Below are 23,951 nucleotides of genomic sequence, written 5' to 3'. Positions count from 1 at the left end.
CGCTAGACCCCTTTTAGGACACTGAGCGTCCTAAAACGCTGGGAGTCTGAATGGCATGACCCAGGACCTTCCCGCCCGCATGCTCCGGCTGCTCTCCCTGCTGCAGACGCGCCGCGAATGGTCCGGCGCCGAACTAGCCGAACGCCTCGGCGTTACCGGCCGCACCGTCCGCCGCGACATCGACCGCCTGCGCGATCTCGGCTACCCGGTCGAAGGCACCACCGGCCACGCTGGCGGCTACCGCCTGGCGGCCGGTACGGATCTGCCGCCGCTCCTCCTCGATGACGAGGAGGCCATCGCCATCGCGGTCGCCCTGCGCACCGCCACCTCCGGTGTCACCGGCATCGAGGACACCGCCGTGCGCGCGCTCGCCAAGCTGGAACAGGTGCTGCCCGCCCGCCTGCGCCACCAGGTGTCCGCCGTGCACACCGCGACCGTGTCACTGGCCTGGGGCGGCGGCCCGCAGGCCGACCCGGCCGCCCTCGCCGCACTGGCCGCCGCCTGCCGCGACCACGATGTCGTCACCTTCGACCACCGCTCCCGGCAGGCCACGAAGGCCACCGCCCGCCGCGTCGAGCCCCACGCGCTGGTGGCGGCCGGAAGCCGCTGGTATCTCGTCGCCCGCGACCTGGACAAGGACGGCTGGCGTACCTTTCGCGTGGACCGCCTGGCCGGGGTCTCGCCCACCGGCCGCCGATTCACCTCGCGCGAGCTGCCCGCCGCCGACCCGGCCGCGTACGTCGCCACCTCCATCGCCACCGCCCCCGCCCGCTACACCGCCCAGGCCGCCGTCCCCCTCGACGCCGCCACCGTCCGCGCGCGCACCGGAGCCCTGCCCGAACGCGTGAAGCCGCAGGACGACCACACCTGCACTGTCGACATCAGCGCCGACAACCCCCTTCACATCGCCGTCCACCTCCTCACCCTCGGCCCCGACGCCACACTCCAGGGCTCTCCCGAACTCGCCCCGCACGTGGAGGAGCTGGGCCGGCAACTCCTCAGAGCCGCCCGCACCCTCGGCGAAGCACCCAGCCGCGAGGAAACGGACCGGTGAGCCCGGCCGACCCGTACCCCGCCCTCTTCCCGGCCTCCGCCGTGGCCCCGGCCCCGCCGCCGTCACCGGACTTCCACGGCATCACCTTTCACGAGACCCATGCCCGCACCCTCCTCAACCGCCTGCCCGGCGCCGAGCCCGGCGGCATGGGCTGGACGTTGAACCCGTACCGCGGCTGCACGCACGCCTGCACTTACTGCTTCGCACGCGACGGCCACCGCCACCTCGGCCACGACACCGGCGAAGACTTCCAGACCCACCTCTACGTCAAGACCAACGCCGCCGCCGTCCTGCGCCGCGAACTGCGCACCGGCAAGACCGGCGACCAGTGGGTCATGGTCGGCACCTCCACCGACTGCTACCAACGCGCCGAAGGCCGCTACCAGCTCATGCCCGGCATCATCCGCGCCCTGACCGACTACCGCGTCCCCTTCACCACGACCACCAAATCCGCCCTCCTGCGCCGTGACATCCCCCTCTACGCCGCAGCCGCCCGCGTGACCGACATCCTGGTCATGACCTCGCTGGGCTCCCTGGACGACCGCGTCTGGCGCGCCTTCGAACCCGACGCAGCCCCACCCCGCGCCCGCCTCGAGACGATCGCCGCCCTGCGCGCCGCGGGCGTCCCAGCCGGGGTCCTCATCGCTCCGGTCATCCCGCACGCGGGTGACCACCCCACCGCCCTCGACGCTCTCGTCGCCGCCTGCGCCGAGGCCGGAGCTGTCACGGTCTTCCCTGACGTTATGCGCATGAGCCCCGGCGCCCGCGACTGGTTCATCACCCAGTCCGCCCGCACCCTCCCACCTCACCTGCACCGCCGGCTGGCTGCCGACTTCGGAGCCCGCCGCGCCATGCCCGAGCGCTACGTCCAGGAGGTCACCGCCCATATCCACGCCCGCGCCGCGCACCACGGCCTGCCCCGCTGGGAGGACTACATGCGGCACGTCAGCAACGTGCGCCGGTCCGCCTCTGGTCCAGCAGGTCGGCGGGGATCTGGAGAGTAGGCGCACCCAGGCAGATCACCTCCTCCTCGGGCGGCCCGGGTACGACCCGGCTGGGCGGAGCGGGACATCGGGGCTTGTCAGGGATCTTGTGTAAGTCGCCTGGTTCTATTGGATGCTGAGCCGGTCCTCGAAGAAGAGCGAGAACTGGTTCAGTGCCTCTTTCCAGTGTGGGGCGACGTGGTTCGCGTCGCGCGCTCTGGGGTTGATCTGTTCGCGGACCGCGAGGTAGAGGACTATCTCGGTCCGGCGACGGGTCAGGTCCCGCAGTTCGCGGATCTCCCGGTCCGGGACGAAGGAACCCATCGCCATCCCTGACGCTCCGGCCCGGGCGAGGAAAGCCGCGTCGCTCGGGTCGGTTTTGCGGCCCCTGATGCCTTTGAGATGGGCAGGGTTGACGAGCATCAGGTTCAGGTGCGGCTGGAGCATGTAGTAGACGCTCCGCCAGTAGTCCGATGTGGCCTCCATGACGACCACCTCGACGCGGGCCTCCACCAGCCAGGCCAGCAGTCTGCGGATCTCGGCCTGGGTGGTGCCGAATCGTTCAGTTTCCAGGCTCCAGCTGCCGGGCCTCTTCGGGCTGGGGACGCGGGTGCAGGCGAGCAGAAACCGCTTGCCCAGGTCCACTCCCGCGGAGCGTAGATGGATGACCTCGTCCTTCACGTCCTGCCGGGCCATGCCGTTCTCCCTCCCACGCGGCGGCCGTGCCGGGCGAGTGTCCCGGAGGGATCAGGGAAGAAGCGGAGTCTGACACGCGTGCTCCGGGCAGCTCAGGTGCTGCCGTGGCGACAAACCGTGGTCCCCTGGTCGATCCCCATTGCCATCCTGTCCAACGAGCTCACCGGCATCGCAGACCCATCGGCTGACCGGAACACCCAGGCCAATCTTCCTGTCTCCGAGGTGATCAGCGCAGCGCTTCCGGCGTTCCTGTCCAGTTAATGGTGGTTCTGGAGTTGTTAGGGGTTCAGCGGCGGCGGGGAGAAGACGGCTTCGCCGCGCATTCGGGCGCCGCCCACCTGCCGATGGCGCCGTCGTACCTGACGACGCCGTAGCGGCCGTTGCCTTCTCGTCAGGGAGGGAGACGGCGCCCGATTGATGTCGGTGCAGCAGGTAGTCCGTCCTGTGCCATCGGAACGACGACCGGCCACCTCCGCATTCCACGCCATGAATTCTGCCTGCCAGGACCAGGCCCTCCGGCTGCGGCTGCGCGGCTGCGACCAGATCCGGGGGCCGGGTCCTGGGCCAGAGCGTCCGCGGCGCGTCTGCGGCATGGGAGGCGCAGCCTCCGGCCGGGGTTGGTCAGTCGCGGTTGCCCAGGTCCAGGCGGTCGGCGAGGCCGGCTGCGGTGAAGGCCGCGATCAGCTGGTCACGGCCTTCGGTGAAGTGGGCCCAGCTGTCGTAGTGAACGGGGACGACCCGGCGGGCGCCGAGGATCTCGGCGGCTTCGGCGGCCTGGGTGCTGTCCAGGACGAGGAGTTCGCCGTTGAAGAGGACGGGGAAGCGGGGAGCGCCGGCGAAGAGGATGGCGGTATCTATGGGGGCGTAGCGTGCGGCGATTTCCTTGACCAGGTGGAGGGAGGCGTTGTCGCCGCTGACGTAGACGGTGGGCAGTCCTTCGCCGGTCAGGACGAAGCCGACGACCTGGCCGGCGATCGGCTCGATCTCCTGGCGCGGTCCGGGGCCGTGGATGGCGGGCACGCCGGTGACGGTGACGGTGCCGCCGCCGGGGCGGTCCAGCTCGATGGACTCCCAGTCGGCCAGGCCCTTGGCGTTGGCTCCCAGGCGCTGTCCGCCGCCTGGGGTGGTGAGGATGAGGGGGACGTCGGCGAGCAGGGCCCGGCCGGAGGTGTCGAGGTTGTCGGCGTGCTCGTCGTGGGAGAGCAGGACCGCGTCGATGCGGCCCAGGTCATCGGGGGTGCCGTTGGAGGGTGCGGTCTTGACCAGGAGCGGGGCGCCCGGCCTCTGGTAGTCGCCGGGAGCGTCGAAGGTCGGGTCGGTCAGGAACCGCAGACCGCCGTACTCGAAAAGGGCGGTAGGGCCGCCGAAGACGCGGACGGGGAACTGTTCGGGGGTGGCGCTGGTGGTAGTCACGAAACATGCACCTCACGGATAGGTCATGGATTATCCGTGAGTCACCATAGGCGGTTATCACGGTTGAGCGCAAGCGCTAACGTGAGCATCACGGAAAAGGTGAGGTTGTACCATGAGGGTCATGGACCAGATCGCGACCGCCGAACCGCCCCCCGCGCCGGGCGCCGAGCAGTACCCCGCCCTCGACCTCGCCAACAGCGCCGTCACCCTGCCCGGCGGACACTCCATCGATTTCCTCGCCACCCCCGGCGCCGCCGAACAGTGGCTCGTCGACCGGGGCCTCGCCCCCGCCTGCACCGGCCTGATCGAGACGTGCGCCAGCCGGCTGCGCTCCCTGCGCGAACAGATCCGCGCCCTGCTTGCCGCCCATACCGCCGGACTGCCCGCCCCTGCCGCCGCGCTGACCGCCGTCAACGACGCGCTCACCCGCACCCCCGCCGCCTCCCTGCTCCACTGGGACCCGGACCGCGGCCTGCACCGCGAGGCAGCCCACCCCGTCACCCGGATCGTCGAGCACGCCCTCGCCGTCCTCGCGGCCAACGCGGCCGACCTGCTCACCGGACCCGACGCCGAGCGCCTCACCGCCTGCCGCTCCACCCCCTGCAGCCGGTACCTCCTGCGCCACGGCCGCCGCCACTGGTGCTCCACCCGCTGCGGCGACCGCGCCCGCGCCGCCCGCGCCTACGCCCGCCGCACCCAGACCAAGACAGACTGACCCGCGCCAGCGACCACACCCGCGGCATCCGTGGCATCCGTGGCACGTCGCGCACGACCTGCGAAGGGCTGGGGCCCTCTCAGGGCCCCGGGAAGAGTCGTGATCGCCCCCGTTTTGAGTGGCTGATCAGCAAGGGCGCCGGATGCGAGGCGAGCACGGCACTTGTGGATCACGGTCCGGGTTGACCTCAACCCCGTAGATCTGCGCGAGGTGGGAGCGGATGTCGCGCACGCTCATCCCGCGGGCGTAAAGCGAGAGGATCCGGTCGTTGAACCCGGCCAGCCGACGGGCGTTCTTCGGCACCAGACGCGGCTCGAACTCGCCGTTGCGGTCCCGCGGAGCCGCCAAAGTGACCGCCCCGGCATCGGTCAGGACCGTCTTTGGAGAAGTCCCGATACGCGAGTTCCCCGACCCGTGACCTGCAAGGTCTCCTCGTTCGTAGCCGAGGTGTTCACTCATCTCGGCTTCCAGAGCCCGCTCCAGTACCGCCTTGGTGATCTCCGTCAGCAGCCCGCCCTCACCGAGCAGGGCCGCCCCTGAGGCGTCAGCTCTGTCGAGCAGCCGCTCGACCACCTCGTCGACCATCGCGTCACGGGCCATAGCCGCGGCCGCTTCGTCCTTGTCTGCCATGACTCATCCGATCCGCCCGGCCCATGAGCCCGAGGCCGAGCCCGGGCCAGGCTGTCACATCACAGACTTACACGATCTTTCAGACAGGCTCAGCGGTCACTGGTGGGATGGATCTCCACAGGTACTGACCTCAAGGTCCTCGCTGTTCGTGGCCAAGGGTGCGTAGCCGGTCGCGGGTGGCGGCGGGCAGGTCTGCTACCACGCAGTCCCAGGCGTGGTGGAGCATGTCGGTGAGGTCTTCGTCGGGCATCGTGTCGTCGTCCAGGTGCACGGTGAGCCAGTGCCAGCGGCGGCCCTGGTACCAGGGGCGTACGGCCGTGTGCTGTTCGCACAGGTGCAGGGCGAGCTGGGGTTCGCACTTGACGGTGAGCTGGTCGGGGTGGGTTCTGGTGGCTGCCGCGAGCATGGCGAAGATGCTGCCGCCGACCTTGTAGACGGGCCTGTTGGGACCGTACGGCTCCTCCTCCGCCACCTCCGGCAACGACAGGGCGAGCTCAGCGACGTCCTCGGGAGTCATGGTGATGTCCTTCGTCCGGCTGGGTTCCCAGGGGGCCGCGTTCAGCGGTAGTCGTCGGGGTCGGGTGCCTGTCCGGTGCGCATGTAGTCCTGGAAGTAGCGGACGGAGTCGGGGGCCGAGCCGTCGGCGTCGGTGAAGCCGTACTGCTTGGCCAGGGTGCCGACGGACAGGGAGCCGCCGGTGAAGCGGGCCACGTCCGGGTCGGTGGCGAGCGCGGTGACGGCCCGGGCGGTGAAGAGCGGGGTCTCGGAGATGGCGAACGTGGGGTCCACCGTGCAGCCGTCGCGCCAGTTCTCCTCGGTGATGTGGAACGCGTCGAGCATCGCCTCGGTACGCATCCAGCCCGGAGCCAGGCCCAGGGCCGAACAGCCGTACTCCTTCAGCTCCTCCGACAGCGCCCACGTCATCCGGAACGGGGCGAACTTGGCGAGGTCGAAGGCGAAGGGGGCACGGTAGTGGCTGCTGTTGAACTCCTCGGTGCCGTCGGTGAGCTCCACCACCAGGCCGCCGGGCCGGCGGATCAGCAGGGGCAGGAGGTAGTGGCTGGTGACGTAGTAGGTCTCGATGCCGAGCCGCAGCATGCGCAAGCCGTTGTCGAGGTCGCAGTCCCACATCTTCTTGCCGCGCTCGACGAGGTGCTCCGCGCCCCAGATGGCGTTGACGAGGATGTCCAGCCGGCCCTGTTCGCGGTCGATGCGTTCGGCCAGTGCCTGCACCTGCTCCGCCTGGAGGTGATCGACCACGGCGGGGATGCCCTCTCCGCCGGCGGCGGTGACCAGCTCGGCGGTCTCCTCCACGGTCTCGGCCGGGCGGCCCGACTCGCCCGCCGTGCCGCGGGTGGTGCGGCCGGTCACGTAGACGGTGGCCCCGGCCCGGCCGAGCTCGACGGCGATCGCCTTCGCCCCGCCGCGGCTCGCCCCGGTGACCAGCGCCACCTTCCCCGCCAGCGCCTTGCCTTCGTTGTGGTTCATGTGGGTCTTTCCTTGTTCGCTCAAAGATGGTGATCGGAGCACGGTCCGTACCCCGATGTGTCGATCCCGGTCCGTCCGCTGCACTGCGCGGACCAGGGGGTTGCTTCACTTGTTCTTGCCGGCGGCGCTGATGCAGAAGGGCTGGCCGGAAGGGTCGAGCAACACCGTCCAGTGCCTGCCGCCGGGCTGGTGGGCCGGCTTGGTGGCACCGAGGCCGACGAGACGCCGCTCGGCGGCCTCCACGTCGGCGAAGGTCAGGTCGAGGTGGACGACGAGCTCGTCCGCGTTCAGGGCTCTGGCCCTTCTGTTGTCCGGAGCCCGGGTCAGGCGTATTTGCCGAATTCGCTGGCCTGGAGGGCGGCTTGGTCGTTGATGCCGATGACGTAGCCGTCCGGGTCGCGGAAGTAGAACATGCGCTGGCCGGTGTGGTCGGCGCCGGTGTCCTTGATGATCTCGGCGTGCCGGGAATTGCGGTCGTGGGCTCCGTCGAAGTCGTCCACACCCAGGTAGAACATGCCGGCGAAGCCGATGGGGGTGTCGGCCAGGCTGGGCAGCCAGTTCTTCAGGTCGGCGTTGCTGTAGAGCATGGCGCAGAATCCGCCCTGGTAGAACAGCATGTGGATGTCGTCGCCGGGGCGGGCGGTGCTGGAATCGACGTCGAAGCCGAGCTTTTTGTAGAACGTGTTGCTGGCCGCGGTGTCCTTGACACTCAGGCAGGGCGCGAATGGCATGAATCCTCCATGGTCGGGTGCGGCTTTCACCAGGGTGCGAACGCGGGGGCCTGTATACGCCGGGCGCCCTGCGGTTCCTTTCTCCGCCGGTCGGGGCGGGCGTGCACTCGGGGGGCCGCCGTCTTGGTGAGAGCAGCCGCTGTGAGCGGCTGGGGCGGTCAGCGGGTGCTGCTGATGCAGAAGGGCTGGCCGGAGGGGTCGAGCAGGACGGTCCAGTGGTCCCCGCCCGGCTGGTGGGCGGGCTTGTGGCGCCCAGCCCGAGGAGCCGGTTCTCCGCCGCCTCGGCGTCGTCGAACCTGATGTCCATGTGGAAGGCGAGTTCGTCCTGGGGCCAGGTCGGGGCCTTGAACGACGTTGCGGACCAGAAGACGTACATCATGTCGCCGACCCACACGGGGAAGGCCGCCGGGTTGCCGTCCTCGTCCCGGTACGGCTCGGAGACCTGCGCGCCGAGGGCGGCGGCGTAGAACTTCGCGAGCTCGCCTCCGTCCTCGGCCCAGATCGCGTGCGACAGCACCTTGCCGTTCAGGGCGCTGCCGGGGTTTGTGTTGGCCATGGGTCTTCTCCTCTGTGGGGTCGGCTGAGCGGTTTCCGCCCTCTGGATTCGACCGTAACGAGCAAATAGGTCAGAGAATGTCCTATATGGTTCATGGTGTGATTGAGTGATGCGGGCCGTCGCGGTCTGACCGCGCTGTTCTGGCCCAACGTCAACCCGTGCGGCGCCTTCCGCCTGGACATGGACAAGCGCCTCGATCTGGGGCCGGCCTTCGTCGCGCCCCGACCCCGCACACCGGCGGAGCCGGCACCGCCCGATCGACCGCGCGGGCGAGGTCAAGGACTTCAAGGACCTCACCGACCAGGCGACGACGAGCGTGATGCCCGTAGGTGCGACGAGGACGACTCCGAGTGGGACCGCAGCTGCCGGTGTCCGGGCGGGGATCGCCATGACCCGGGCCCGGGCATCAGCGGCGCGCCCGGGCCGCTCAGCCCTGGGGCAGGCTGAACAGGCCGATGCGGTTGCCGCGTGGGTCGATGAGACGGGCGAAGACCAGGCCGTAGGTGGTGCTTCGGGGCTCGTCGTCCACCTTCGCGCCCAGCGAGACGGCCTTGGCGACCGTGGCGCCCACGTCCGTGGTCAGGATGGAGATGATGGCGAACTCCGGGGCCTGCGGGTTGCCGCTGTGGTCGTAGGCGCCACCGGTGGGGATCGGGCCGCGGGTCCGGATGCCGTGGTACGGGGTACCGACCGAGCCGGGGTCGTACTCGAAGCCCCAGCCGAATGCCGCGTTGTAGAAGGCCCGGCTCGCCTCCAGGTCGGTGGTGGACAGCTCGAACTGGGCCATGGCGCCGGGCTGCGGGGCCTGGGGAGTCACTCCGCCGGCGGGAGCCACGAGGGTCAGCACGTTGCCGCGCGGGTCCGTGATCCGGGCGCGGACCGTGCCGTCACCGTCCTCGGCCGCCGGGGTGACCACTGTCGCGCCCAGCTTCTGGAGCCGGGCCGCGTCGGCGGCCACGTCGGCGGACTCGACACGGAGGGTGATGGCCTCCTCGGCGCCGGCGGGGTGCTGACGGATCTGGCCCGTCGGGGCAAGGGCCTCCGGGGTCGTGATGCGGGTGAGGACAACGCCGGCGGCGCCGGGGGCGGGCTCCAGCTCGAAGGTCCAGCCCAGCCAGGGGCCGTAGAAGTCCTTGACGGCCCGGGGGTCGCTCGTGTCGATCTCGAAGCCGAAGACCATGTCCAGCGGGGGCGCTTCCATGACACGCTCCTAATCCAAGTGGGAGAGGAAGGGAAGGGATCTCTTCCGGGGACGAATCCCACGCTAGAAGCCTTTTAGGACAGCTCCTGTCACCCTTTCCTGGCAGTGTCGGAGCCATGACCCAGGATCTGCCCGCCCGCATGCTGCGCCTGCTGTCCCTGCTGCAGACCCGCCGCGCCTGGACCGGCGGCGAACTCGCCGACCGCCTCGGCGTCACCCTGCGCACCATCCGCCGCGACATCGACCGCCTGCGCGAGCTCGGCTACCCCGTCGAAAGCACCACCGGCCGCACTGGCGGCTACCGCCTGGCCGCCGGAGCCGACCTGCCGCCACTGCTACTCGACGACGAAGAAGCCGTCGCCATCGCCACCGCCCTGCGCACCGCCACCAGTGGCGTGAGCGGCATCGCCGAGAGCGCGGTACGCGCCCTGGCCAAACTGGAACAGGTGCTGCCCGCCCGGCTGCGCCACCAGGTCGCCGCGATCCATGCGGCCACCACCACCGTCCCCTGGGACCGAGGACCCGGGGCCGACCCCTCCGCGCTGGCCGTCCTGGCCGCGGCCTGCCGCGACCACGAGATCGTCACCTTCACCTACCCGTCCAGGAGCGGCGGTACCGCGCCGCGACGCGTCGAACCGCACAGCCTGGTCGTCGCGGGCACCCGCTGGTACCTGATCGCCTACGACACCGACCGCACCGACTGGCGCACCTTCCGCGTGGACCGGCTCACCTACCCCGTCCCCACCGGCCACCGCGTCACCCCCCGCGAACTGCCAGCCACCGACCCCATCGCCTTCCTGGCCGCACGCGTCGCCGCCGCCCCCGCCCGCTACACCCTGAGCGTCACCGTCCCCGCCGACGCCGCCACCGTCCTCGACCACACCCAGGTCCTGCCCGAGCGCGTACGGAGCGTCGGCGCGCACACCAGCACCATCGAACTGGCCGCCGACGCCCCCCGCCGCATCGCCCTCCAGCTCTTCGACCTTGCCCCCGGCCCCGGCAGCACCTTTCAAGGAAGCCCCGAACTCGCCCCGCACCTCAAGGAGTTCGCACAGCTCCTGCAGGACGTGGCTCGCGCGCTCACCACCAGCGAGCCGGACGAGCCCCACACCCCCACCACGCAGGACCACTGAGGGGCCACCCACCGCCAACCGCCCAGGTCACTTGGGCGGCAGCTCGGCCGTCGCGTCCAAGGCCACCCGCAGCCACTCCTCCAGCGCGTCGTCGTCCAGGGCCTCCCCAGCCACGCACACCCAGCCCTTCGACATCCGCCCCTTGAACTCATACGGCCGCGCCCCGGGCCGGGCGAGCGCGTCGGCCATGTCCTCCTGCGCCACCCGCAGGAACAGATCGTCGCCCGCCACACCGCCCAGTGTGTTGCCCTGCAACAGGAACGTGACCGCACCGAAGATCTTCTTCTCGGCCACCGCGCCATCCGTCTCCAGCCGCTCCCGGACCCGCCCCGCCAACGCCTCGTCATATGCCATGAACCGAACCTAACGGCACCTCCGGGCCCGCGCTCGCTCAGGACCGAGCCCAGCCCCGCCGATACTGACGCGGCATCCGTACTTCAAGAAACCTTGGCACCCTCAAGTGATCAACGCACCACCCACGGATGATCACGTGATCGTGGAGGCACAGGTGTGTGACTACGGGTTTTCTGCAGCTCAGCAGGATGAGATTTGGAGACGCTGGTGTGAGGTGCGGTCGTTCAGCTTGATCGGGCGGGCGCTCGGGGCGCCTATGCACCACGTGCGCCGGTTCCTGTACCAGAGCGGCGGCGTCCGCCTCACCCCGCAGCTGCGATCAGAGCGGCATCTGACCGGCGGCGAGCGCGAGGAGATATCCCGCGGGATCGCCGCCGGAGAATTTGCCCGGCAGTTGGCCAGGGGGCTGGGTAGATCGCCTTCGACCGTCTCCCGCGAGATCGCCCGCAACGGCGGCCGGGACCGCTACCATGCCGCCTCCGCCGATGTGGCCGTCTACGCGCGTGGGCGCCGGCCCAAGCAGGCCAAGCTCGCCCAACGGCCCGCTCTACGCGCGCTGGTGGAGGCCAAGCTGGCTCTGTGCTGGTCTCCCGAGTAGATCGCAGGATGGCTGCGACGGCAGTTCCCCGGTGACGCCTCCATGCAGATCTCGCACGAAGCGATCTACCTCTCGTTCTACGACCCGCGTCGGCGCCAGGCGATTGACCGCAGCCTCACCCAGCGGCTGCGGTCAGCCGGGCCCATGCGCCGCCCGAAGGTCGCCCGTCGGCCCACCGGGCGGGGCGTCATCCGCGGCATGGTGTCCATCACTGCCCGCCCTGCCGAGGTCGAGGACCGCAAGGTCCCCGGCCGTTGGGAGGGCGACCTCGTGATGGGTACCCGGCCCTCGGCAGTCGCCACGCTCGTCGAGCGCACCAGCCGCTACACAGCCATCGTTGCGCTGCCGGACGGCATCAAGGCTGAGCAAGTCGCTCCGCACCTCACCAGGAGTCTCCTCGGTATCCCGCCCCAGCTGCGACGGACGCTCACCTGGGAGCGGGGCCGGGTGATGGCCGAGCACCAGGCCATCACCGCCGAGACCGGGATGCCGATCTACCTCTGCAAGCCATGGAGCCCGTGGCAGCGAGGCACCAACGAGAACACCAACCGGCAGCTTCGGCAGTACCTCCCCAAGGGCGCGGACCTCCGCACGTTCAGCCAGGCCGACCTGGACGTCATCGCCAATGAGCTCAACCATCGTCCGCGCAAGACCCATGGCTACCGCACTCCGGCAGAGGTTTACGCTGGCCTCCTGAACAGCGGTGATGCACTGACCGCTTGAGCCCGCCGAGTACGGCTCCCGGCGCTTTCGCCGGGCCTGCCGCCGCCTGGGCGTGACCCAGTCCATGGGCCGCGTCGGGTCGTGTTTCGACAATGCCGTCAGCGAGGCGTTCAACAGTGTGCTCAAGGTCGAGTATGTACACCGCCACACATTCGCCACCCGCACAGAGGCCCGGCTGAGGATCGCGACCTGGACCACCGGCTTCTACAACACCCACCGACTACACGGCGTGTGCGGCTACCAGAGTCCGATCGAGTACGAGCGCGACCACCGAACCAACTCCGCCTTGGAGCTGGCCGCTTAGAAGAGCTCCACAGTCCGAGGGGATTGACACACTCGGCAAGGGTGCCGTCCAGCAGGACGTACCGGGCATCGGTCGACCGCAGTGCGACGGTCAGCCGGGGGGCGAGGCGGGCCAGGTGCTGCACCGTAGTGTGAACGTGCGCATGTGCGGTGCCGACGCTGATGCCGACCGCCACTTGCTGCAGGGTGTCGTTCTTCCGCAGGTACACCCGCGCGACCAGAGCCCGCTGCGAAGGCGGTAGCCGGCACCGCCGACCACCCTCCCGGGTGAGGATGAGCATCGTGACTCATTCCACGAGTGCATGCGGGACATCGAGTACGGCACGATAAGGAACCAACGAGGCCCTCGAGTTGAAGAGCTGCGAACGTCAGACATCCCGCTCAACAACCCGAGGGGCCTCGCCCGCTGCGCAGCCGCCCTGGTCACCCGATCAGTGGCCACGTTGAAAAAGCTCAGTGATCGTGCGACCCGGCGTGCGCCCTTGGTGCTCCCGTGCTCCCGTGCTCCCGTGCCCCCGCACCCGACGGCTTGGCGCCGAGGCTGCTCTGCGCTCAGATGAGGTGTACGCACAGCACTCCGTTCCGCGCATTCGCTACCAGAGGAGTGAGTCTTCGCGTGATCCACATGACCGAGACACTGGCCGTGCATACGGTCGAGGGTTTCCTCAGCCTCGAGGAGATCACCCAGCTCACCAAGCTCCTGGACGACCATCTGGCCACCACCGGGTGGGCACCGGTCCGGCCCAGCGACGGCATCACCCCGCCCGACGAGATCCAGGAGATCCTCGCGATCGCACTCCAGCGCGCTCTGCCCGCCATCCAACGGACGTTCCCCGCGGTCGCCGGGGCGACCGCGTGGGACTACCACGACCTCGGCCCGGGCGACGGGATCGACCCGCACCTGCACGGCGTCGGCGACCCCGACGAGCGGCCCCAGCGCGTCGCCCGCATGGCCTTCCACCTCCAGGAAGCGGACCAAGGAGGCCAGTTCTACGTCGACACCTCCTCCTCCGAGGCCCTGTGGACCGACCGCACCGCCGACGAGGGAAGCGCCTTCGCACCCGGCACCCGCTTCGCACGAGAGATCTCCCACCACGCCACCCCGGAAACCATCGCCGCGCTGCGCGATGTCCCGCGCACCCGCTGGACAAGCGCGCCTCCGGCCGGTACGGCCATCGTGTACGGGGCCCAACTGGTTCACGGCGTCGAGACCGTACGGCAGGGACGGCTGCGGAAGCTGATCACCAACCTGCTGGATCAGCCACAGCATTGAGCGGCACCCGAGCGAGACCAGGACGTTAAGACCAGGAGGCAGGGGGCGGCCGGAGCCGGCCACAACAGCTCCGGCCGCCCTTTTGCTGAGCCACTTCCCGGGCGGAAAGCTGTCCGTCGAACATCAGGCGAGCGCGCCTTCGACGTTGGCGGCAAGCGTGACGACGGCGCAGCGTGTTGCCGCGTAGCGCACGGCCCAGGCGTGGCTCTCGGCGTCGAAGTCGGCGGTGGCATCGGCGACCAGGAACGGCTGGATGTCGTGCATGAATGCGTCGGCGCAAGTGAGCAGCACACCGATGTGGGCGTAGACGCCGGTGACGGCGATCTGGTTTCGGCCGAGCTGTTTTAGGCGGTCGGCGAGGCGGGTGCCGTGGAAGGCGCTGTAGCGGTGCTTGGTCACCACCGTTTCCTGCGGGTGCGGGCGGAGCGTGGCCGTGATGTCGGCGTCGTCGGCCCGCGAGCCTGGGCCGGGCCCCCACAGGTCGGTCAGCAGCCCGCGGCGCTGCGGGTCCTGGTCTGGGGGCTGCCGGGTGTAGAACACCGGGATGCCCGCGGTGCGGGCGGCCCGGAGGAGCCGTGCGATACGGCCGGTCACCTCCTCCACCAGGGAGGGGTCGGTGTAGGGGCGCAGGAAGTAGTTCTGCATGTCGTGGACCAGGAGTACAGCGCGCGCTGGGTCAAACCGCCAGGGCAGGCGGTTGTGCCGGAGGCAGGCACGGTCGGGCAGCTCGTACGGCCGGATCATCGGCAGGCTCATGCCTGCATGCCTTCCCCTCGAGACGGGCGCACAGCGGGCGCGTCCGGGGGCACGCTCACGCTCACCCCGGGCGCCCTGCCGCCGCCCGTGCGCCTTGTACCACTGAATTCGCCGGGGCTGCACGGACAGCTGTGGCGATCCATCTTCACGGGAGGTGCGGTGCAGCTGTCAGGACTTGATGGACGGGTGACCGTGGTCACCGGCGCGGGCGGGGGAATCGGCGCCGCGGTCTGCCGCACCCTTGCCGAAAGCGGTGCCCGCGTCGTGGCCGTGGACCGGGACGAGGACGCGCTGCGGCGTCTGCGGGACGCCCATCGCCCGGCCCTGGCCCCATCTGCTTGCTATCCGGCGGATGTCCGCGTCGCGTCGGAGACGGAAGAGGTATTCGAGAAGGCCGAGCACGAACTCGGTCCCGTCAGCGCACTGGTGAACATCGCCGGCGTGCTGTGCGCCGGTCCTGTCATGTCATGCGCGGAGGCCGACTGGCACGAGATGTTCGCCGTCAACGCCACCGGCGTCTTCCTGTGGTCCCGTGCCGCCACCCGCCGCATGACGGAGCGGCGCAGCGGGGCGATCGTCACCGTGGCGTCGAACGCGGTGGGGGTGCCGCGAGCAGGGATGGCCGCGTATGCCGCGTCGAAGGCAGCCGCCCAGGCGTTCACCCTGGGCCTGGGCCTGGAGGTCGCCGCGTACGGGATCCGCTGCAACGTGGTGTGCCCCGGCTCAACCGACACCCCCATGCTGGCCTCCATGGGCCCGGACGCGGTGGCGGCAGCGATACGGGGTGACCTTGCCCTGCACCGTACGGGGATCCCGCTGCGCCAAGTCGCCGAGCCGCAGGACGTCGCGGGAGCGGTCGGCTTCCTGCTCTCCGACCAGGCGCGGCACATCACCCTGCACAGCCTGTACGTGGACGGCGGTGCCGCTCTGCACGGCTGAACCCGCGACCGCCCGGAGGAACGAACCGCCCGGAGGGACGATGACGAGCCAGACCGCTCCCGACAGCTGGATCCTGACCACCTCACGGCGCGTCATGCGGACGGGCCCGGGGCATCGGCTCCCCGCACAGTCCGGGGCCGGGCAGTTCTCCCGACTCAGCCGTGCAGCGGAAGAGGCCCTGCTGGACGCTCCTCCCGGGTACGCCGTCGTCGGCGTCATGCCCTTCGACGAGCACACGCCCGCCGTACTCACCCTCGCGCCTCTGATCATCCGCCCTCGCGCACGGCAGGAACAGTCTCTCCGTGTCGCCACCCCTGCCCCGCAGCCGCCCGGCGACCCGGCCTACCTCGCCGCCGTCGCGCAGGGCCTGCACGAGCTGCGGTCCGGCAAGGTCCGCAAGGTGGTCCTCGCGCGCAGCCTCCTCGTACCCGGACTCCGCCCGGAAGACGCAGCCGCCCTGCTGCACCGCCTCCGGCAGCAAGAGCCCGACGCCCACGTCTTCCGCGCGGACATCTCACCGGACGACGACGCCGGGAGCACACTGCTCGTCGGCGCCTCACCCGAGCTGCTCCTGGCCCGCCACGGCAACCACCTGTGCCTGAATCCCCTCGCGGGCACGGCATCTCGGCACCCAAACCCCATTCGGGATCACGCCGTCGCCGACGCACTGTTGAAGTCGCCCAAAGACCGCCGTGAACACGCCCTCGTGGTCGAACACCTGGCCCACCGGCTGCAGCCGTTGTGCGCCGCACTCGACGTGCCGGCCACGCCCTCTCTCAAGGCCACCAGCCATGTCTGGCACCTATCCACGGTCATCCGCGCCCGCCTCCGGCACCCGCGCCCCAGCGCCCTCGACCTCGCCCTGCGCCTCCATCCCACCCCGGCCGTCTGCGGATCACCGACCGGTGACGCCCGGCGCCTCATCCAGCGACTGGAGAGCCGGCCACGCGGCTACTACACCGGGCTCATCGGCTGGATGGACCGACACGGCGACGGGCAGTGGGTCATCACCCTGCGCTGCGGAGAACTCTCCCAACAGGGACTGCGCCTCTACGCGGGAGCGGGCATCCTCGCAGACTCATGCCCCGAGACAGAACTGGCCGAGACAGGAGCCAAACTGTCCACCCTTCTCAGCGCCCTGCCTACCCCACACCAGCACCAGCACACCCGCTCAGCCGCACATTCCCACGATGAGCTTCCTGAGGGCTTGCAGATCATTGACGCGTCGTCTTGATCTTGTTGCTGGGTGTGCCGGTCAGGGTGAGGATCCGTGCCTGGAGGGCTGTGAGAGCCGCAGGTGGGGTCGTCGCGGACGGGATGGCGATGCCGTGGGCTGTGAGCAGTCGCCGGTTCTTCAGAAGGGCGCGGTGCATGGGCGGTCTTGCTGCTGCCGAACAGCACGGCCAGAGGTTCTGCGGCCAGTGGGACCCGCAGGTGGAGCACGGTTGCCGGCACCTGTTCGGGGAATGAGAGTCGGGGCGGGCGGCCGCGCTCGGGTGCACCGTCCGCGGCCAGGGTCCAGGTGAGTTGGTCCAGTTCGGCCGCTTCCCTGCACGCCCAGGGCGGTCAGTTCATCGGACCCGATGGACGCAACGAATCCAAGGGCCACCCCACCCTCGTACGACCGGTGGAATCTGCCGCGGACCCCGAGATCGACTGTCGCCTGTGGGACCTCTTGGCCGCCTCTGGAACACATCCGGCGACGGCCGGAGACAGCAGGACACCGGCCCAGAGGCCGCGAGCACCAGTGGCCGCCTCCCGTCCTGGTGCGCGTCTTCCGGCCACACCGGCCGTGGCATCAGCCGGCGGGGCAGCCGTCGACAGGCAGAGGAACGGGATCACATGGCAGAGCACAGCTTCCATATCGGTGTGCTGGCCGCAGGGGCTGCTCTGGCTCTCCTGGCAGCCCTCGGCCCGACGCTGGCGGGCGCCGCACCACCGCACACCGATACCACCGATACCACCGATACCACCGGTCCCGGCACGGCCCCCGCCTCGCGGTTCCTGCCCCAAGCCACCTCAACCGATCGAAGCGCTGGCCAACGCCCGCTGCGGTGTCCTGGAGGTCCCCGAGAACCGTGCCCGTCCCGGCGGCCGGACCATCAGGCCTGCCGTCGCGGTCATCCCACCCGTCTCCGCGAAGCCCGCCCCGGACCCGTGGTCTTCATGGCGGGCGGCCCCGGTGGCGAGACGTTCGACGACATCCCGTTCCTGGTCTCCTCCGGCCTGAACCGGGACCGCGAAGTGATCGTCATGGCCCAGCGCGGCAACCTCTACGACAAGCTCAACCTTGCCTGCCCGGAGCTGGACCGCTTCTACGCCCAGTCCGTGGGGCTCCCCTCCTACGCACCGCAGACGGAAAAGCTCATGCTCGACGCGGTGAAGCAGTGCCGGGATCGCCTGACAGCCGAAGGGGCCGACCTGAGCGCCTACAACAGCACCGAGAACGCGGCCGACTTCGCCGACCTGCGCACCGCACTGGGCATCAAGCAATGGAACGTCTACGGCCACTCATACGGCAGCAACCTGGCCCTGACCTACCTGCGCCTGCACCCCCAGGGGCTCCGCGCGGTGGCGCTCGACTCGGCCGCCCCTGGGCAGTACGTCTCCCTGCCGTTCGCCTGGGCCAACGCCCGGGAGGGGCTCGGCAACCTCTACAAGGCCTGTGCGGCCGAGCCCGGCTGCAAGAGCCGCTACCCGGACCTCGAGCGCACCCTGAACGAGCAGGTACGCAAGCTGGAGGCCCAGCCGCTGACGCCGAACGTCCGGCCGCCGCAGGGCGGAGACCCGGTGAAGGTCGTCCTCGACGGCGGCGCACTGCTGAACCTGCTGGTCGCCAAGGCGATCCCGTTCGCCGACGTCCCGGCGGCCATCGACGAACTCGGCCGCGGAAACCCCGAGCGCTTCGCCAAGGCCCGTGCCGCCGGTTCGGTCCAGGCGGCCGGCGAGACCGCCCACGGTCTGACGCAGTCGGTGGTGTGCAGCGAATGGACGCCGGACCACCCGCCGTCCGACGTGCTGAAGGCGGGCCGCGAAGCGTTCCCCGAATGGCCGAAATCGGTCCAGGCCGAGGCACCTCAACTGCCCTTCCAAGACCCCATATGCCGTATCTGGAACGTCCCGGACCGCACCGCCGCCCAACGCGTGCCCACCGTCAGCTCGGTGCCGACGATGTTCATCAACGGGACGTTCGACATGAAGACCGGGGCCAGCGGGGCGCCGAAGACCGCCCGTACGCTGTCCCACGCGACCACCGTGCAGGTGCCCGGGATCGGGCACTGGGTGGTCCCGCAGTCGCCCTGCGCCCAGAAGATACTGGCGTCCTTCCTCACCCGCCCGACCGCGCCCGACACCGGCTGCGTGGCGGGGCTCAGGTGGGAACCGTTCACGATCACCCCGAAGTGACGGGAGGAATGATGGCACGGTCACACGCACGACGCTTGCGCACCGGGTCGGCCGCAGCGGCGACCGGGATGCTCCTGGCCGGTCTGTTCGCGGCGCCGGCGAGCGCGCAAGAGGAGACGCCCGCAGTAGCGACCGGCACGGTCGCCCGCACCGTGGGCGACGCCAGCTACGAGCCTGGCCCTTGCCCGAAGACGCCCGACCCGGTCCCCGAACTCAAGGGGGCCCGCTGCGGAACGCTCACCATGCCCGAGAACCGCGCCAAGCCGGACAGCCGAAAGATCAAACTCCGCGTAGCGATCGTGCCGGCATCGGCCGCCAAGCCCGAACCCGACCCGATGGTGTGGCTCGCCAGCGGGCCCGGCGACGACGCGGTCGGCGAGGCGAAGATGGCGGTCGACGGCGGCCTGAACCGCGACCGCGACGTGATCCTCATGTCCCAGCACGGCACGTACTCGGCCGACCCGGCACTCACCTGCCGCAACATCGACGAGTTCAACGCGCGCGACCGGCCTCGTCTACGACGCGCCGTCCACCGAGCGCCTGCACGTCGAGGCCACGAAGGCCTGCCGCGAGAAACTGGCGGCGAGCGGGGCCGACCTCAGTGCCTACAACGACATCGAGAGCGCCGCCGGCCTCGCGGGACGGGGCCGCGTCCGGCGTCGAGCAGACCGCCTATGAGGAACTGGCTGACGCGCCGGTCACGCCCATGGCCCTGGAGGAGTTCATCGGACGCTCCGTGCACGCGCCGCAGACCCTGCGCGGCCGCGAGGTCCGGCTGCTGGGGTTCGTCTCCGCCGGCAAGAGCCCGGACACACCTGGTACCTCAACCGCCTGAAGCTCAGCTGCTGCGCGGCCGACGCGCGGACCCTGCACGTGGAGATGCACGGCGTGAAGGCACCCGACAACGACACCTGGGTCGAGGTCACGGGCGTCTGGCGGGCCGAGCACGTCCCCGTCGCGAACCCCGTCCCGGCCATGGAGGTCGGTGTCCTGAAGCCCGTCGGGCAACCGCGCAACCCGTACCACGACGCGCCGCCCACGGACGGCTGAGTCCTCGATCGGGGTCTGCCACGCCTCCTTGTCCCGCCCCTGCCCGGGCATCGACCCCATCGAGCTGAGGCTCCACATCGAACCCACCCCAGGAGACTCCACCTGTCCCCTCCGCCCGCTGCACGCGGGCGCCACCATCATGGCCGGCGTCGGGTTCGCCGCCCACCCACCTCCCGCACGGCCCTGCGGAACACATTCATCGCCATGGCGGTCGCGGACCCCGCCTCACCCCTGTACCGGGCCGAGCGCGCCGAGGTGGCGGTCCGCGACGAGTGGCTCACCCCCGGGAAGAACGGCGCCGATGGGGGTCAAGCGGGGCGCAGGTGCAAATTTTGTCGTCCCGACTTTCATGACTTCGGGAGGCGGTGCCGCGTCGCTGGGAATCGAATAGGCAGTGAGAACGGACAGCACCCCGGAGCCGGTGCGGGTGGGGCATCGACTACGCGGTTGATGCTCGGTGCCCATGGCGCATGCCGACGGGGTTGACGAGTTCGGCCATGTCGCTCAGCAGCGAGTGGGTGATGCGGGCGACATTGTCTGGAGTCTGTGTGTCCGGAGGGGGTCAGTGGCGGGAGGAGGCGGCGGCGGTGATGCCCAGGCCGATCAGCGCGACGCCACCCGCGCCGCCGATCGTCGAAAGACGGCGGTCCGAGTCGGCGAGCCAGGCGCGGGCGGCCGAGGCACCCAGGCCCCACAGGGTGTCGCAGAGCAAGCCGATGACGGCCGGGACCAGGCCGAGAACCATCATTTGGAGAGGGACGCTGCCGACGTCGTGGTTCACGAACTGAGGCAGGACCGCCGCGAAGAAGACGAGGCCCTTCGGATTGGTGACACCGACGAGGAGACCGTCCAGGACCGTGCGCAGATCACTGCGTTTCTCGCCCGCCGACACCGTCATGGCCGCGCGTAGGCCGTCGCGGTGGCGGTATGCCTGGACACCGAGATGGATGAGGTAGGCGGCTCCTGCGAGTTTCACCGCCGTGAACACCGTGGCCGAGCCCTGGACGAGCGTGCCCAGGCCCAGGGCCACCGCGAGGACGAGGGCGTAGCAGCCGAGGAGGTTGCCCAGGACCGTGGCGAGTGCCGTGCGGCGGCCGTGGGCGAGGGCGCGGCCGACCACAAAGAGGACGCTCGGGCCTGGGATCGCGATCACTACGAGCGACATCGCGGCGAACGCCAGAAGGTTCGGGGTGGACACCATGGGTCGGTTGCTTCCTGAGTTTCTGGAGCGGGTGCCTGGCCGGCATGCCGCGGTTGCTGTTCCTGTGAGGTAGGGACGCCGTCGAAGCCGTGCCCGGGGCGGGCCGACGGTCCGCGCCTGCGGCGTCAACGGCGCAGGAGCGTCACTTGAGCGCGGGGCAGCCGGGCCAGGACCGCGGGCTGCACCTGAAGGGTGCGGTCGGCGGATCCGGCACCGCAGTAGACGGGCTGTCCGGATTCGATGACCGCTGTGTCGATCAGGCACGGCACCCCGGGCCGGTGACTGACCGGCGGGATGCCTCCGGGGGCCAGGCCCTCTGCGCTGAGCAGGCCAGTATCGGCGGCGCGCAGCTGCGAGCGGCTGGCGCCGATGGCGCCCGCGAGGCGGGCCAGGTCGACTCGGTCGTCCGCGCGCAGGGCCACGAGCAGCAGCGGGTTCTCCGGGGTGGTGAAGGCGAGCGTCTTCACCGCTTGCGACCAGGGGAAGGGCAGTGCCTGGCGTTCGGCAACGCTGTGGGCGGCGGCGTGCTCGTGGACGGTGTATGTGCTGCCGTCCGCGTCGAGGATGGCTCGCCAGGGTGTCTCGGGCGTGCTCATGCGGGACCTGCGGCTTTCGGCTAGTGAGGGGATGAGCATGTTGATGGGTGGCTCCGGTGGATGGCTGCTCCGTGAGCCTGACCGACCCGACGGGATCTGATCAACTGATTGTGGAATCATGCAATCGTGATCACGATCCACTTCACCGAGACGGCCGAGGAGAACCTGGCCTTCTCCGCCTCCCCGCTGCTCGAAGCGGTCCATTCCTGGCACGTGCTCACCGGCCCCGGACACCACGCCCTGCACGTGCCCTGGGTGCGGAAATGCCGTCGTCTGTCCGCCGGGCTGCGCCGCCAGCTGCGCGAGCACGGCTTCGTGGTCGCCGACTACATCCCAGCCTTCTTCGAAAGCCGGGCGGACGATCACGAGGCGGACTTCGGCGAACAGCTCGCGTCGGTACGCGCGCTACCGCCAGCGCAGCTGGCCGCCGAACTCGCCCAGACCCTCCTCGACACCACCCGCTTCAACGGACCCGACCTGGTCGAGAACACAGCCACCCGGGACGCGGCCCTCGCCGAGCTCCAGCAGGCCGACCCCGGCCGGGCCGCACGGCTGAGTGACATCCTCACCGACCCCTTCCCGGTCCTGGAGGGCGCGCTCACCGCGCTGGAGGACTACTGGAGCGCCGCCTTCGCCCGCGAGTGGGAACGCATCGAACCCACCCTGTACGAGACGATCGCCCACGCGGGAGCGAGGATCGCCCACCAGGGTGTCCTCCCGATGCTCCGCACGCTGGTACCCCAGATCCGCATCGACCCCGCACAGCGGACACTGCGCCTCGATCGCCCGCACCACCACGACCTCACGGTCACCCCCGCCCGCCCGCTGACATTCACCGCCAGCCACTACGTGTGGCCCCACGTACGCGTCACCTGCGACGCCCCCTGGCCCCTTCGGGTCACCTACCCCGCCCTGCCCCTCGCGCCCGCCGCAGCACCCCGCACCACAAGCCAAGCGGAACTCCTCACCGCGCTACGAGCCCTGGCAGCCGCCCCACGCCTGAACATCATCGCCTGCCTCGCCGCACAGAGCCGCAGCACCCAGGAACTGGCCACCCTCCTCGGCCTGTCGCAGTCCGTGATCTCCCGCCACCTCCAGCTGATGACCCAGGCTGGACTGACCACCTCACGCCGCGAGGGCTACTACGTCCTCTACTCCCTCAACCACACCTGCCTCGACCAGATCGCTGCAGCCCTCACCGACCTCCCGACCACCCCCCGGCGGTGAGCGGGGGAGGGGAACTGAAACAACCCGCTGCACCGGGCAGCAGCTGCTGCCCAACCGTTTCTCGTGGACAAAGCCACGGAGCGGAATACGCATGGTTCGAAGACGACTTTCCAGACATCGCCGAGGCGTACTGCTTCACCCTGGTGCGGGGCCTCGCACCTGCTGAGGTGGTGTCCCGGCTCGCGGGACGACCGGAAGCGCCCCTTCAGGGCATAGCCGCAGTCGTCGACGCCGCATTCGCCCAGTACGACCTGGAGGAGGGCGACCGTCAGCTGGTCGCCATGACGACTGTGGGTGCCTGGACGCTGGTGATCGAGACCAACGGGTACATCGGAGTCACCGAAGATCGAGCCCTGCCGGCCTCGGCGGGGGCGAGCTGGGTCTCCCACTTCGCCAACATCAACGCCGTCGGCACGTTTCTCTGGGCGGAGGACCAGTTCCTACGACTGTGCTTCGACCCCGTGTTCCCTGAGGACCGGTGGGGCACCGCACCCGATGAGCTCCTGGACGTCATGGTGCGGATCGGCTTCCACCTCGAGGACGAGTCTCCGGAAACGGATCTGTCCTCACCAGCGGCGTTCGCTCTGGCAGAGCACCTGACCAGCGTGGCCATCACTCCGGCGCTGCTCCAGGACACGACCTTCATCTGCGCCACTGTTCAGGTCCGATGACAACGCGCGACCGCCCTCCCCGGGCTGCCCTGTGGAGCGTGTCTGAAAGATCGTGTAAGTCCGTGATGTGACAGCCTGGCCCGGGGCTCGGCCTCGGGCTCTTGGGCCGGGCGGATCGGACGAGTCATGGCAGAGAAGACAGAACCGGTCGCCTCCGCGGCCGGGGACGCGATGGTCGACGAGGTGGTCGAGCGGCTGCTCGACAAGGCTGATGCCTCGGGGACGGCCTTGCTCGGTGAGGGCGGGTTGCTGACG

At 70.0% G+C, this 23,951-nt stretch carries 24 protein-coding genes and 6 pseudogenes; 15 read left to right on the top strand and 15 right to left on the bottom strand.

Annotated elements, in window-relative coordinates:
* Positions 1-55 precede the first annotated feature (55 nt).
* Together ABTY04_RS35575 and ABTY04_RS35570 are read left to right on the top strand one after the other, a co-directional pair.
* Positions 56-1,054 carry a helix-turn-helix transcriptional regulator gene (locus tag ABTY04_RS35575; RefSeq protein ID WP_352217586.1) on the top strand — a complete coding sequence of 333 codons (999 nt, stop codon included), beginning with the start codon at positions 56-58 and terminating at the stop codon, positions 1,052-1,054.
* Positions 1,051-2,058 (top strand): radical SAM protein, encoded by a 1,008-nt coding sequence (locus tag ABTY04_RS35570; protein WP_352217585.1) that lies wholly within the window; start codon positions 1,051-1,053, stop codon positions 2,056-2,058. The genes ABTY04_RS35575 and ABTY04_RS35570 overlap by 4 nt, the downstream gene beginning before the upstream one ends.
* A gap of 105 nt (positions 2,059-2,163) precedes the next feature.
* Here the strand turns inward: ABTY04_RS35570 and ABTY04_RS35565 are convergent, their stop codons facing one another.
* On the bottom strand, positions 2,164-2,733 hold the full coding sequence (locus tag ABTY04_RS35565) for an IS110 family transposase (protein ID WP_352217584.1): 570 nt from the start codon (positions 2,731-2,733) through the stop codon (positions 2,164-2,166).
* Positions 2,734-3,354: 621 nt separating this feature from the next.
* On the bottom strand, positions 3,355-4,146 hold the full coding sequence (locus ABTY04_RS35560; protein WP_352217583.1) for an MBL fold metallo-hydrolase: 792 nt from the start codon (positions 4,144-4,146) through the stop codon (positions 3,355-3,357).
* A 112-nt stretch (positions 4,147-4,258) separates the two neighbouring features.
* Between ABTY04_RS35560 and ABTY04_RS35555 the strand changes: the two genes are divergently transcribed.
* Entirely contained in the window at positions 4,259-4,861 is a 603-nt protein-coding gene (locus tag ABTY04_RS35555; RefSeq protein WP_502996784.1) for an ABATE domain-containing protein, read from the top strand.
* A 180-nt stretch (positions 4,862-5,041) separates the two neighbouring features.
* Here ABTY04_RS35555 and ABTY04_RS35550 read toward each other — a convergent pair.
* From ABTY04_RS35550 to ABTY04_RS35520, 7 genes and pseudogenes are all read right to left on the bottom strand, one after another.
* Positions 5,042-5,491 (bottom strand): annotated as a pseudogene (locus ABTY04_RS35550) (transposase); the annotation flags it as partial.
* Between the two features lie 130 nt (positions 5,492-5,621).
* A complete protein-coding gene (locus tag ABTY04_RS35545) occupies positions 5,622-6,008 on the bottom strand; it encodes an MmcQ/YjbR family DNA-binding protein (protein ID WP_352217581.1) in 387 nt (128 codons plus the stop codon).
* Between the two features lie 41 nt (positions 6,009-6,049).
* Positions 6,050-6,979, bottom strand: a complete 930-nt coding sequence (locus tag ABTY04_RS35540; protein WP_352217580.1) for an SDR family oxidoreductase — start codon at positions 6,977-6,979, stop codon at positions 6,050-6,052.
* Between the two features lie 105 nt (positions 6,980-7,084).
* Positions 7,085-7,306 (bottom strand): VOC family protein, encoded by a 222-nt coding sequence (locus ABTY04_RS35535; RefSeq protein ID WP_352217600.1) that lies wholly within the window; start codon positions 7,304-7,306, stop codon positions 7,085-7,087.
* Positions 7,303-7,710, bottom strand: a complete 408-nt coding sequence (locus ABTY04_RS35530; RefSeq protein WP_352217579.1) for a VOC family protein — start codon at positions 7,708-7,710, stop codon at positions 7,303-7,305. The genes ABTY04_RS35535 and ABTY04_RS35530 overlap by 4 nt, the downstream gene beginning before the upstream one ends.
* A 271-nt stretch (positions 7,711-7,981) precedes the next feature.
* Positions 7,982-8,266: pseudogene (locus ABTY04_RS35525) on the bottom strand (VOC family protein); the annotation flags it as partial.
* 427 nt (positions 8,267-8,693) lie between these two features.
* A complete protein-coding gene (locus ABTY04_RS35520) occupies positions 8,694-9,467 on the bottom strand; it encodes a VOC family protein (protein WP_352217578.1) in 774 nt (257 codons plus the stop codon).
* A gap of 116 nt (positions 9,468-9,583) precedes the next feature.
* On the opposite strand from ABTY04_RS35520, the gene ABTY04_RS35515 reads away from it, so the two are divergent.
* Positions 9,584-10,600 carry a helix-turn-helix transcriptional regulator gene (locus ABTY04_RS35515; protein WP_352217577.1) on the top strand — a complete coding sequence of 339 codons (1,017 nt, stop codon included), beginning with the start codon at positions 9,584-9,586 and terminating at the stop codon, positions 10,598-10,600.
* Positions 10,601-10,627: 27 nt separating this feature from the next.
* On the opposite strand, the gene ABTY04_RS35510 is transcribed toward ABTY04_RS35515, so the two are convergent.
* Positions 10,628-10,954: a TfoX/Sxy family protein gene (locus ABTY04_RS35510; RefSeq protein ID WP_352217576.1), complete on the bottom strand. Its 327-nt coding sequence runs from the start codon at positions 10,952-10,954 to the stop codon at positions 10,628-10,630.
* 154 nt (positions 10,955-11,108) lie between these two features.
* Between ABTY04_RS35510 and ABTY04_RS41285 the strand changes: the two are divergent.
* Positions 11,109-12,275: pseudogene (locus tag ABTY04_RS41285) on the top strand (IS30 family transposase).
* Between the two features lie 52 nt (positions 12,276-12,327).
* Positions 12,328-12,579, top strand: a complete 252-nt coding sequence (locus ABTY04_RS35495) for an integrase core domain-containing protein (RefSeq protein ID WP_352217573.1) — start codon at positions 12,328-12,330, stop codon at positions 12,577-12,579.
* Positions 12,580-12,607: 28 nt separating this feature from the next.
* Here ABTY04_RS35495 and ABTY04_RS35490 read toward each other — a convergent pair.
* Positions 12,608-12,859, bottom strand: a pseudogene (locus ABTY04_RS35490) (transposase family protein); the annotation flags it as partial.
* A gap of 344 nt (positions 12,860-13,203) precedes the next feature.
* Here ABTY04_RS35490 and ABTY04_RS35485 point away from each other — a divergent pair.
* A complete protein-coding gene (locus tag ABTY04_RS35485; RefSeq protein WP_352217572.1) occupies positions 13,204-13,851 on the top strand; it encodes a hypothetical protein in 648 nt (215 codons plus the stop codon).
* A gap of 123 nt (positions 13,852-13,974) precedes the next feature.
* Here ABTY04_RS35485 and ABTY04_RS35480 read toward each other — a convergent pair whose 3' ends face one another.
* Complete coding sequence (locus ABTY04_RS35480) at positions 13,975-14,607, bottom strand: isochorismatase family protein (RefSeq protein ID WP_352217571.1); 633 nt, start codon at positions 14,605-14,607, stop codon at positions 13,975-13,977.
* 186 nt (positions 14,608-14,793) lie between these two features.
* On the opposite strand from ABTY04_RS35480, the gene ABTY04_RS35475 reads away from it, so the two are divergent.
* A complete protein-coding gene (locus tag ABTY04_RS35475) occupies positions 14,794-15,546 on the top strand; it encodes an SDR family NAD(P)-dependent oxidoreductase (RefSeq protein ID WP_352217570.1) in 753 nt (250 codons plus the stop codon).
* 40 nt (positions 15,547-15,586) lie between these two features.
* Positions 15,587-16,780 (top strand): isochorismate synthase, encoded by a 1,194-nt coding sequence (locus ABTY04_RS35470; RefSeq protein ID WP_352217569.1) that lies wholly within the window; start codon positions 15,587-15,589, stop codon positions 16,778-16,780.
* Here ABTY04_RS35470 and ABTY04_RS35465 read toward each other — a convergent pair.
* Positions 16,761-17,085: pseudogene (locus ABTY04_RS35465) on the bottom strand (ISAzo13 family transposase); the annotation flags it as partial. The gene ABTY04_RS35470 and the pseudogene ABTY04_RS35465 sit on opposite strands and share 20 nt — an antisense overlap.
* A 627-nt stretch (positions 17,086-17,712) precedes the next feature.
* Between ABTY04_RS35465 and ABTY04_RS35460 the strand changes: the two are divergent.
* The 3 genes from ABTY04_RS35460 (at position 17,713) to ABTY04_RS35450 (ending at position 20,001) form a co-directional block, all read left to right on the top strand.
* Positions 17,713-18,951 (top strand): alpha/beta fold hydrolase, encoded by a 1,239-nt coding sequence (locus tag ABTY04_RS35460; RefSeq protein WP_352217568.1) that lies wholly within the window; start codon positions 17,713-17,715, stop codon positions 18,949-18,951.
* 601 nt (positions 18,952-19,552) lie between these two features.
* Positions 19,553-19,786 carry a hypothetical protein gene (locus ABTY04_RS35455; RefSeq protein ID WP_352217567.1) on the top strand — a complete coding sequence of 78 codons (234 nt, stop codon included), beginning with the start codon at positions 19,553-19,555 and terminating at the stop codon, positions 19,784-19,786.
* Between the two features lie 38 nt (positions 19,787-19,824).
* Positions 19,825-20,001: a hypothetical protein gene (locus ABTY04_RS35450; protein WP_352217566.1), complete on the top strand. Its 177-nt coding sequence runs from the start codon at positions 19,825-19,827 to the stop codon at positions 19,999-20,001.
* Between the two features lie 562 nt (positions 20,002-20,563).
* Here the strand turns inward: ABTY04_RS35450 and ABTY04_RS35445 are convergent.
* Positions 20,564-21,202 carry a LysE family translocator gene (locus ABTY04_RS35445; RefSeq protein WP_352217565.1) on the bottom strand — a complete coding sequence of 213 codons (639 nt, stop codon included), beginning with the start codon at positions 21,200-21,202 and terminating at the stop codon, positions 20,564-20,566.
* A gap of 125 nt (positions 21,203-21,327) precedes the next feature.
* On the bottom strand, positions 21,328-21,798 hold the full coding sequence (locus ABTY04_RS35440) for an aminoacyl-tRNA deacylase (RefSeq protein WP_352217564.1): 471 nt from the start codon (positions 21,796-21,798) through the stop codon (positions 21,328-21,330).
* Between the two features lie 126 nt (positions 21,799-21,924).
* On the opposite strand from ABTY04_RS35440, the gene ABTY04_RS35435 reads away from it, so the two are divergent.
* The 3 genes and pseudogenes from ABTY04_RS35435 to ABTY04_RS41280 all read left to right on the top strand — a co-directional run.
* Complete coding sequence (locus ABTY04_RS35435) at positions 21,925-23,025, top strand: ArsR/SmtB family transcription factor (RefSeq protein WP_352217563.1); 1,101 nt, start codon at positions 21,925-21,927, stop codon at positions 23,023-23,025.
* Positions 23,022-23,696 carry a DUF6461 domain-containing protein gene (locus ABTY04_RS35430; protein WP_352217562.1) on the top strand — a complete coding sequence of 225 codons (675 nt, stop codon included), beginning with the start codon at positions 23,022-23,024 and terminating at the stop codon, positions 23,694-23,696. Before ABTY04_RS35435 ends, ABTY04_RS35430 begins: the two co-directional genes overlap by 4 nt.
* Before the next feature lie 126 nt (positions 23,697-23,822).
* Positions 23,823-23,951 (top strand): annotated as a pseudogene (locus ABTY04_RS41280) (IS256 family transposase); the annotation flags it as partial.

It is taken from the genome of Streptomyces sp. NPDC097981 (genome assembly GCF_040302565.1).
Classification (GTDB): domain Bacteria; phylum Actinomycetota; class Actinomycetes; order Streptomycetales; family Streptomycetaceae; genus Streptomyces.
The sequence above is the reverse complement of the archived record's forward strand: the minus strand, read 5'-3'. Positions and strand labels throughout refer to the sequence as shown.

Bases quoted from the DNA above. Each gene is read 5' to 3' on its own strand.
- ABTY04_RS35575 (WP_352217586.1), top strand. From the start codon at position 56: ATGACCCAGGACCTTCCCGCCCGCATGCTCCGGCTGCTCTCCCTGCTG.
- ABTY04_RS35565 (WP_352217584.1), bottom strand. From the start codon at position 2,733: ATGGCCCGGCAGGACGTGAAGGACGAGGTCATCCATCTACGCTCCGCG.
- ABTY04_RS35555 (WP_502996784.1), top strand. From the start codon at position 4,259: ATGAGGGTCATGGACCAGATCGCGACCGCCGAACCGCCCCCCGCGCCG.
- ABTY04_RS35545 (WP_352217581.1), bottom strand. From the start codon at position 6,008: ATGACTCCCGAGGACGTCGCTGAGCTCGCCCTGTCGTTGCCGGAGGTG.
- ABTY04_RS35540 (WP_352217580.1), bottom strand. From the start codon at position 6,979: ATGAACCACAACGAAGGCAAGGCGCTGGCGGGGAAGGTGGCGCTGGTC.
- ABTY04_RS35530 (WP_352217579.1), bottom strand. From the start codon at position 7,710: ATGCCATTCGCGCCCTGCCTGAGTGTCAAGGACACCGCGGCCAGCAAC.
- ABTY04_RS35520 (WP_352217578.1), bottom strand. From the start codon at position 9,467: ATGGAAGCGCCCCCGCTGGACATGGTCTTCGGCTTCGAGATCGACACG.
- ABTY04_RS35515 (WP_352217577.1), top strand. From the start codon at position 9,584: ATGACCCAGGATCTGCCCGCCCGCATGCTGCGCCTGCTGTCCCTGCTG.
- ABTY04_RS35510 (WP_352217576.1), bottom strand. From the start codon at position 10,954: ATGGCATATGACGAGGCGTTGGCGGGGCGGGTCCGGGAGCGGCTGGAG.
- ABTY04_RS35485 (WP_352217572.1), top strand. From the start codon at position 13,204: ATGACCGAGACACTGGCCGTGCATACGGTCGAGGGTTTCCTCAGCCTC.
- ABTY04_RS35480 (WP_352217571.1), bottom strand. From the start codon at position 14,607: ATGAGCCTGCCGATGATCCGGCCGTACGAGCTGCCCGACCGTGCCTGC.
- ABTY04_RS35470 (WP_352217569.1), top strand. From the start codon at position 15,587: ATGACGAGCCAGACCGCTCCCGACAGCTGGATCCTGACCACCTCACGG.
- ABTY04_RS35460 (WP_352217568.1), top strand. From the start codon at position 17,713: ATGGCGGGCGGCCCCGGTGGCGAGACGTTCGACGACATCCCGTTCCTG.
- ABTY04_RS35445 (WP_352217565.1), bottom strand. From the start codon at position 21,202: ATGGTGTCCACCCCGAACCTTCTGGCGTTCGCCGCGATGTCGCTCGTA.
- ABTY04_RS35440 (WP_352217564.1), bottom strand. From the start codon at position 21,798: ATGAGCACGCCCGAGACACCCTGGCGAGCCATCCTCGACGCGGACGGC.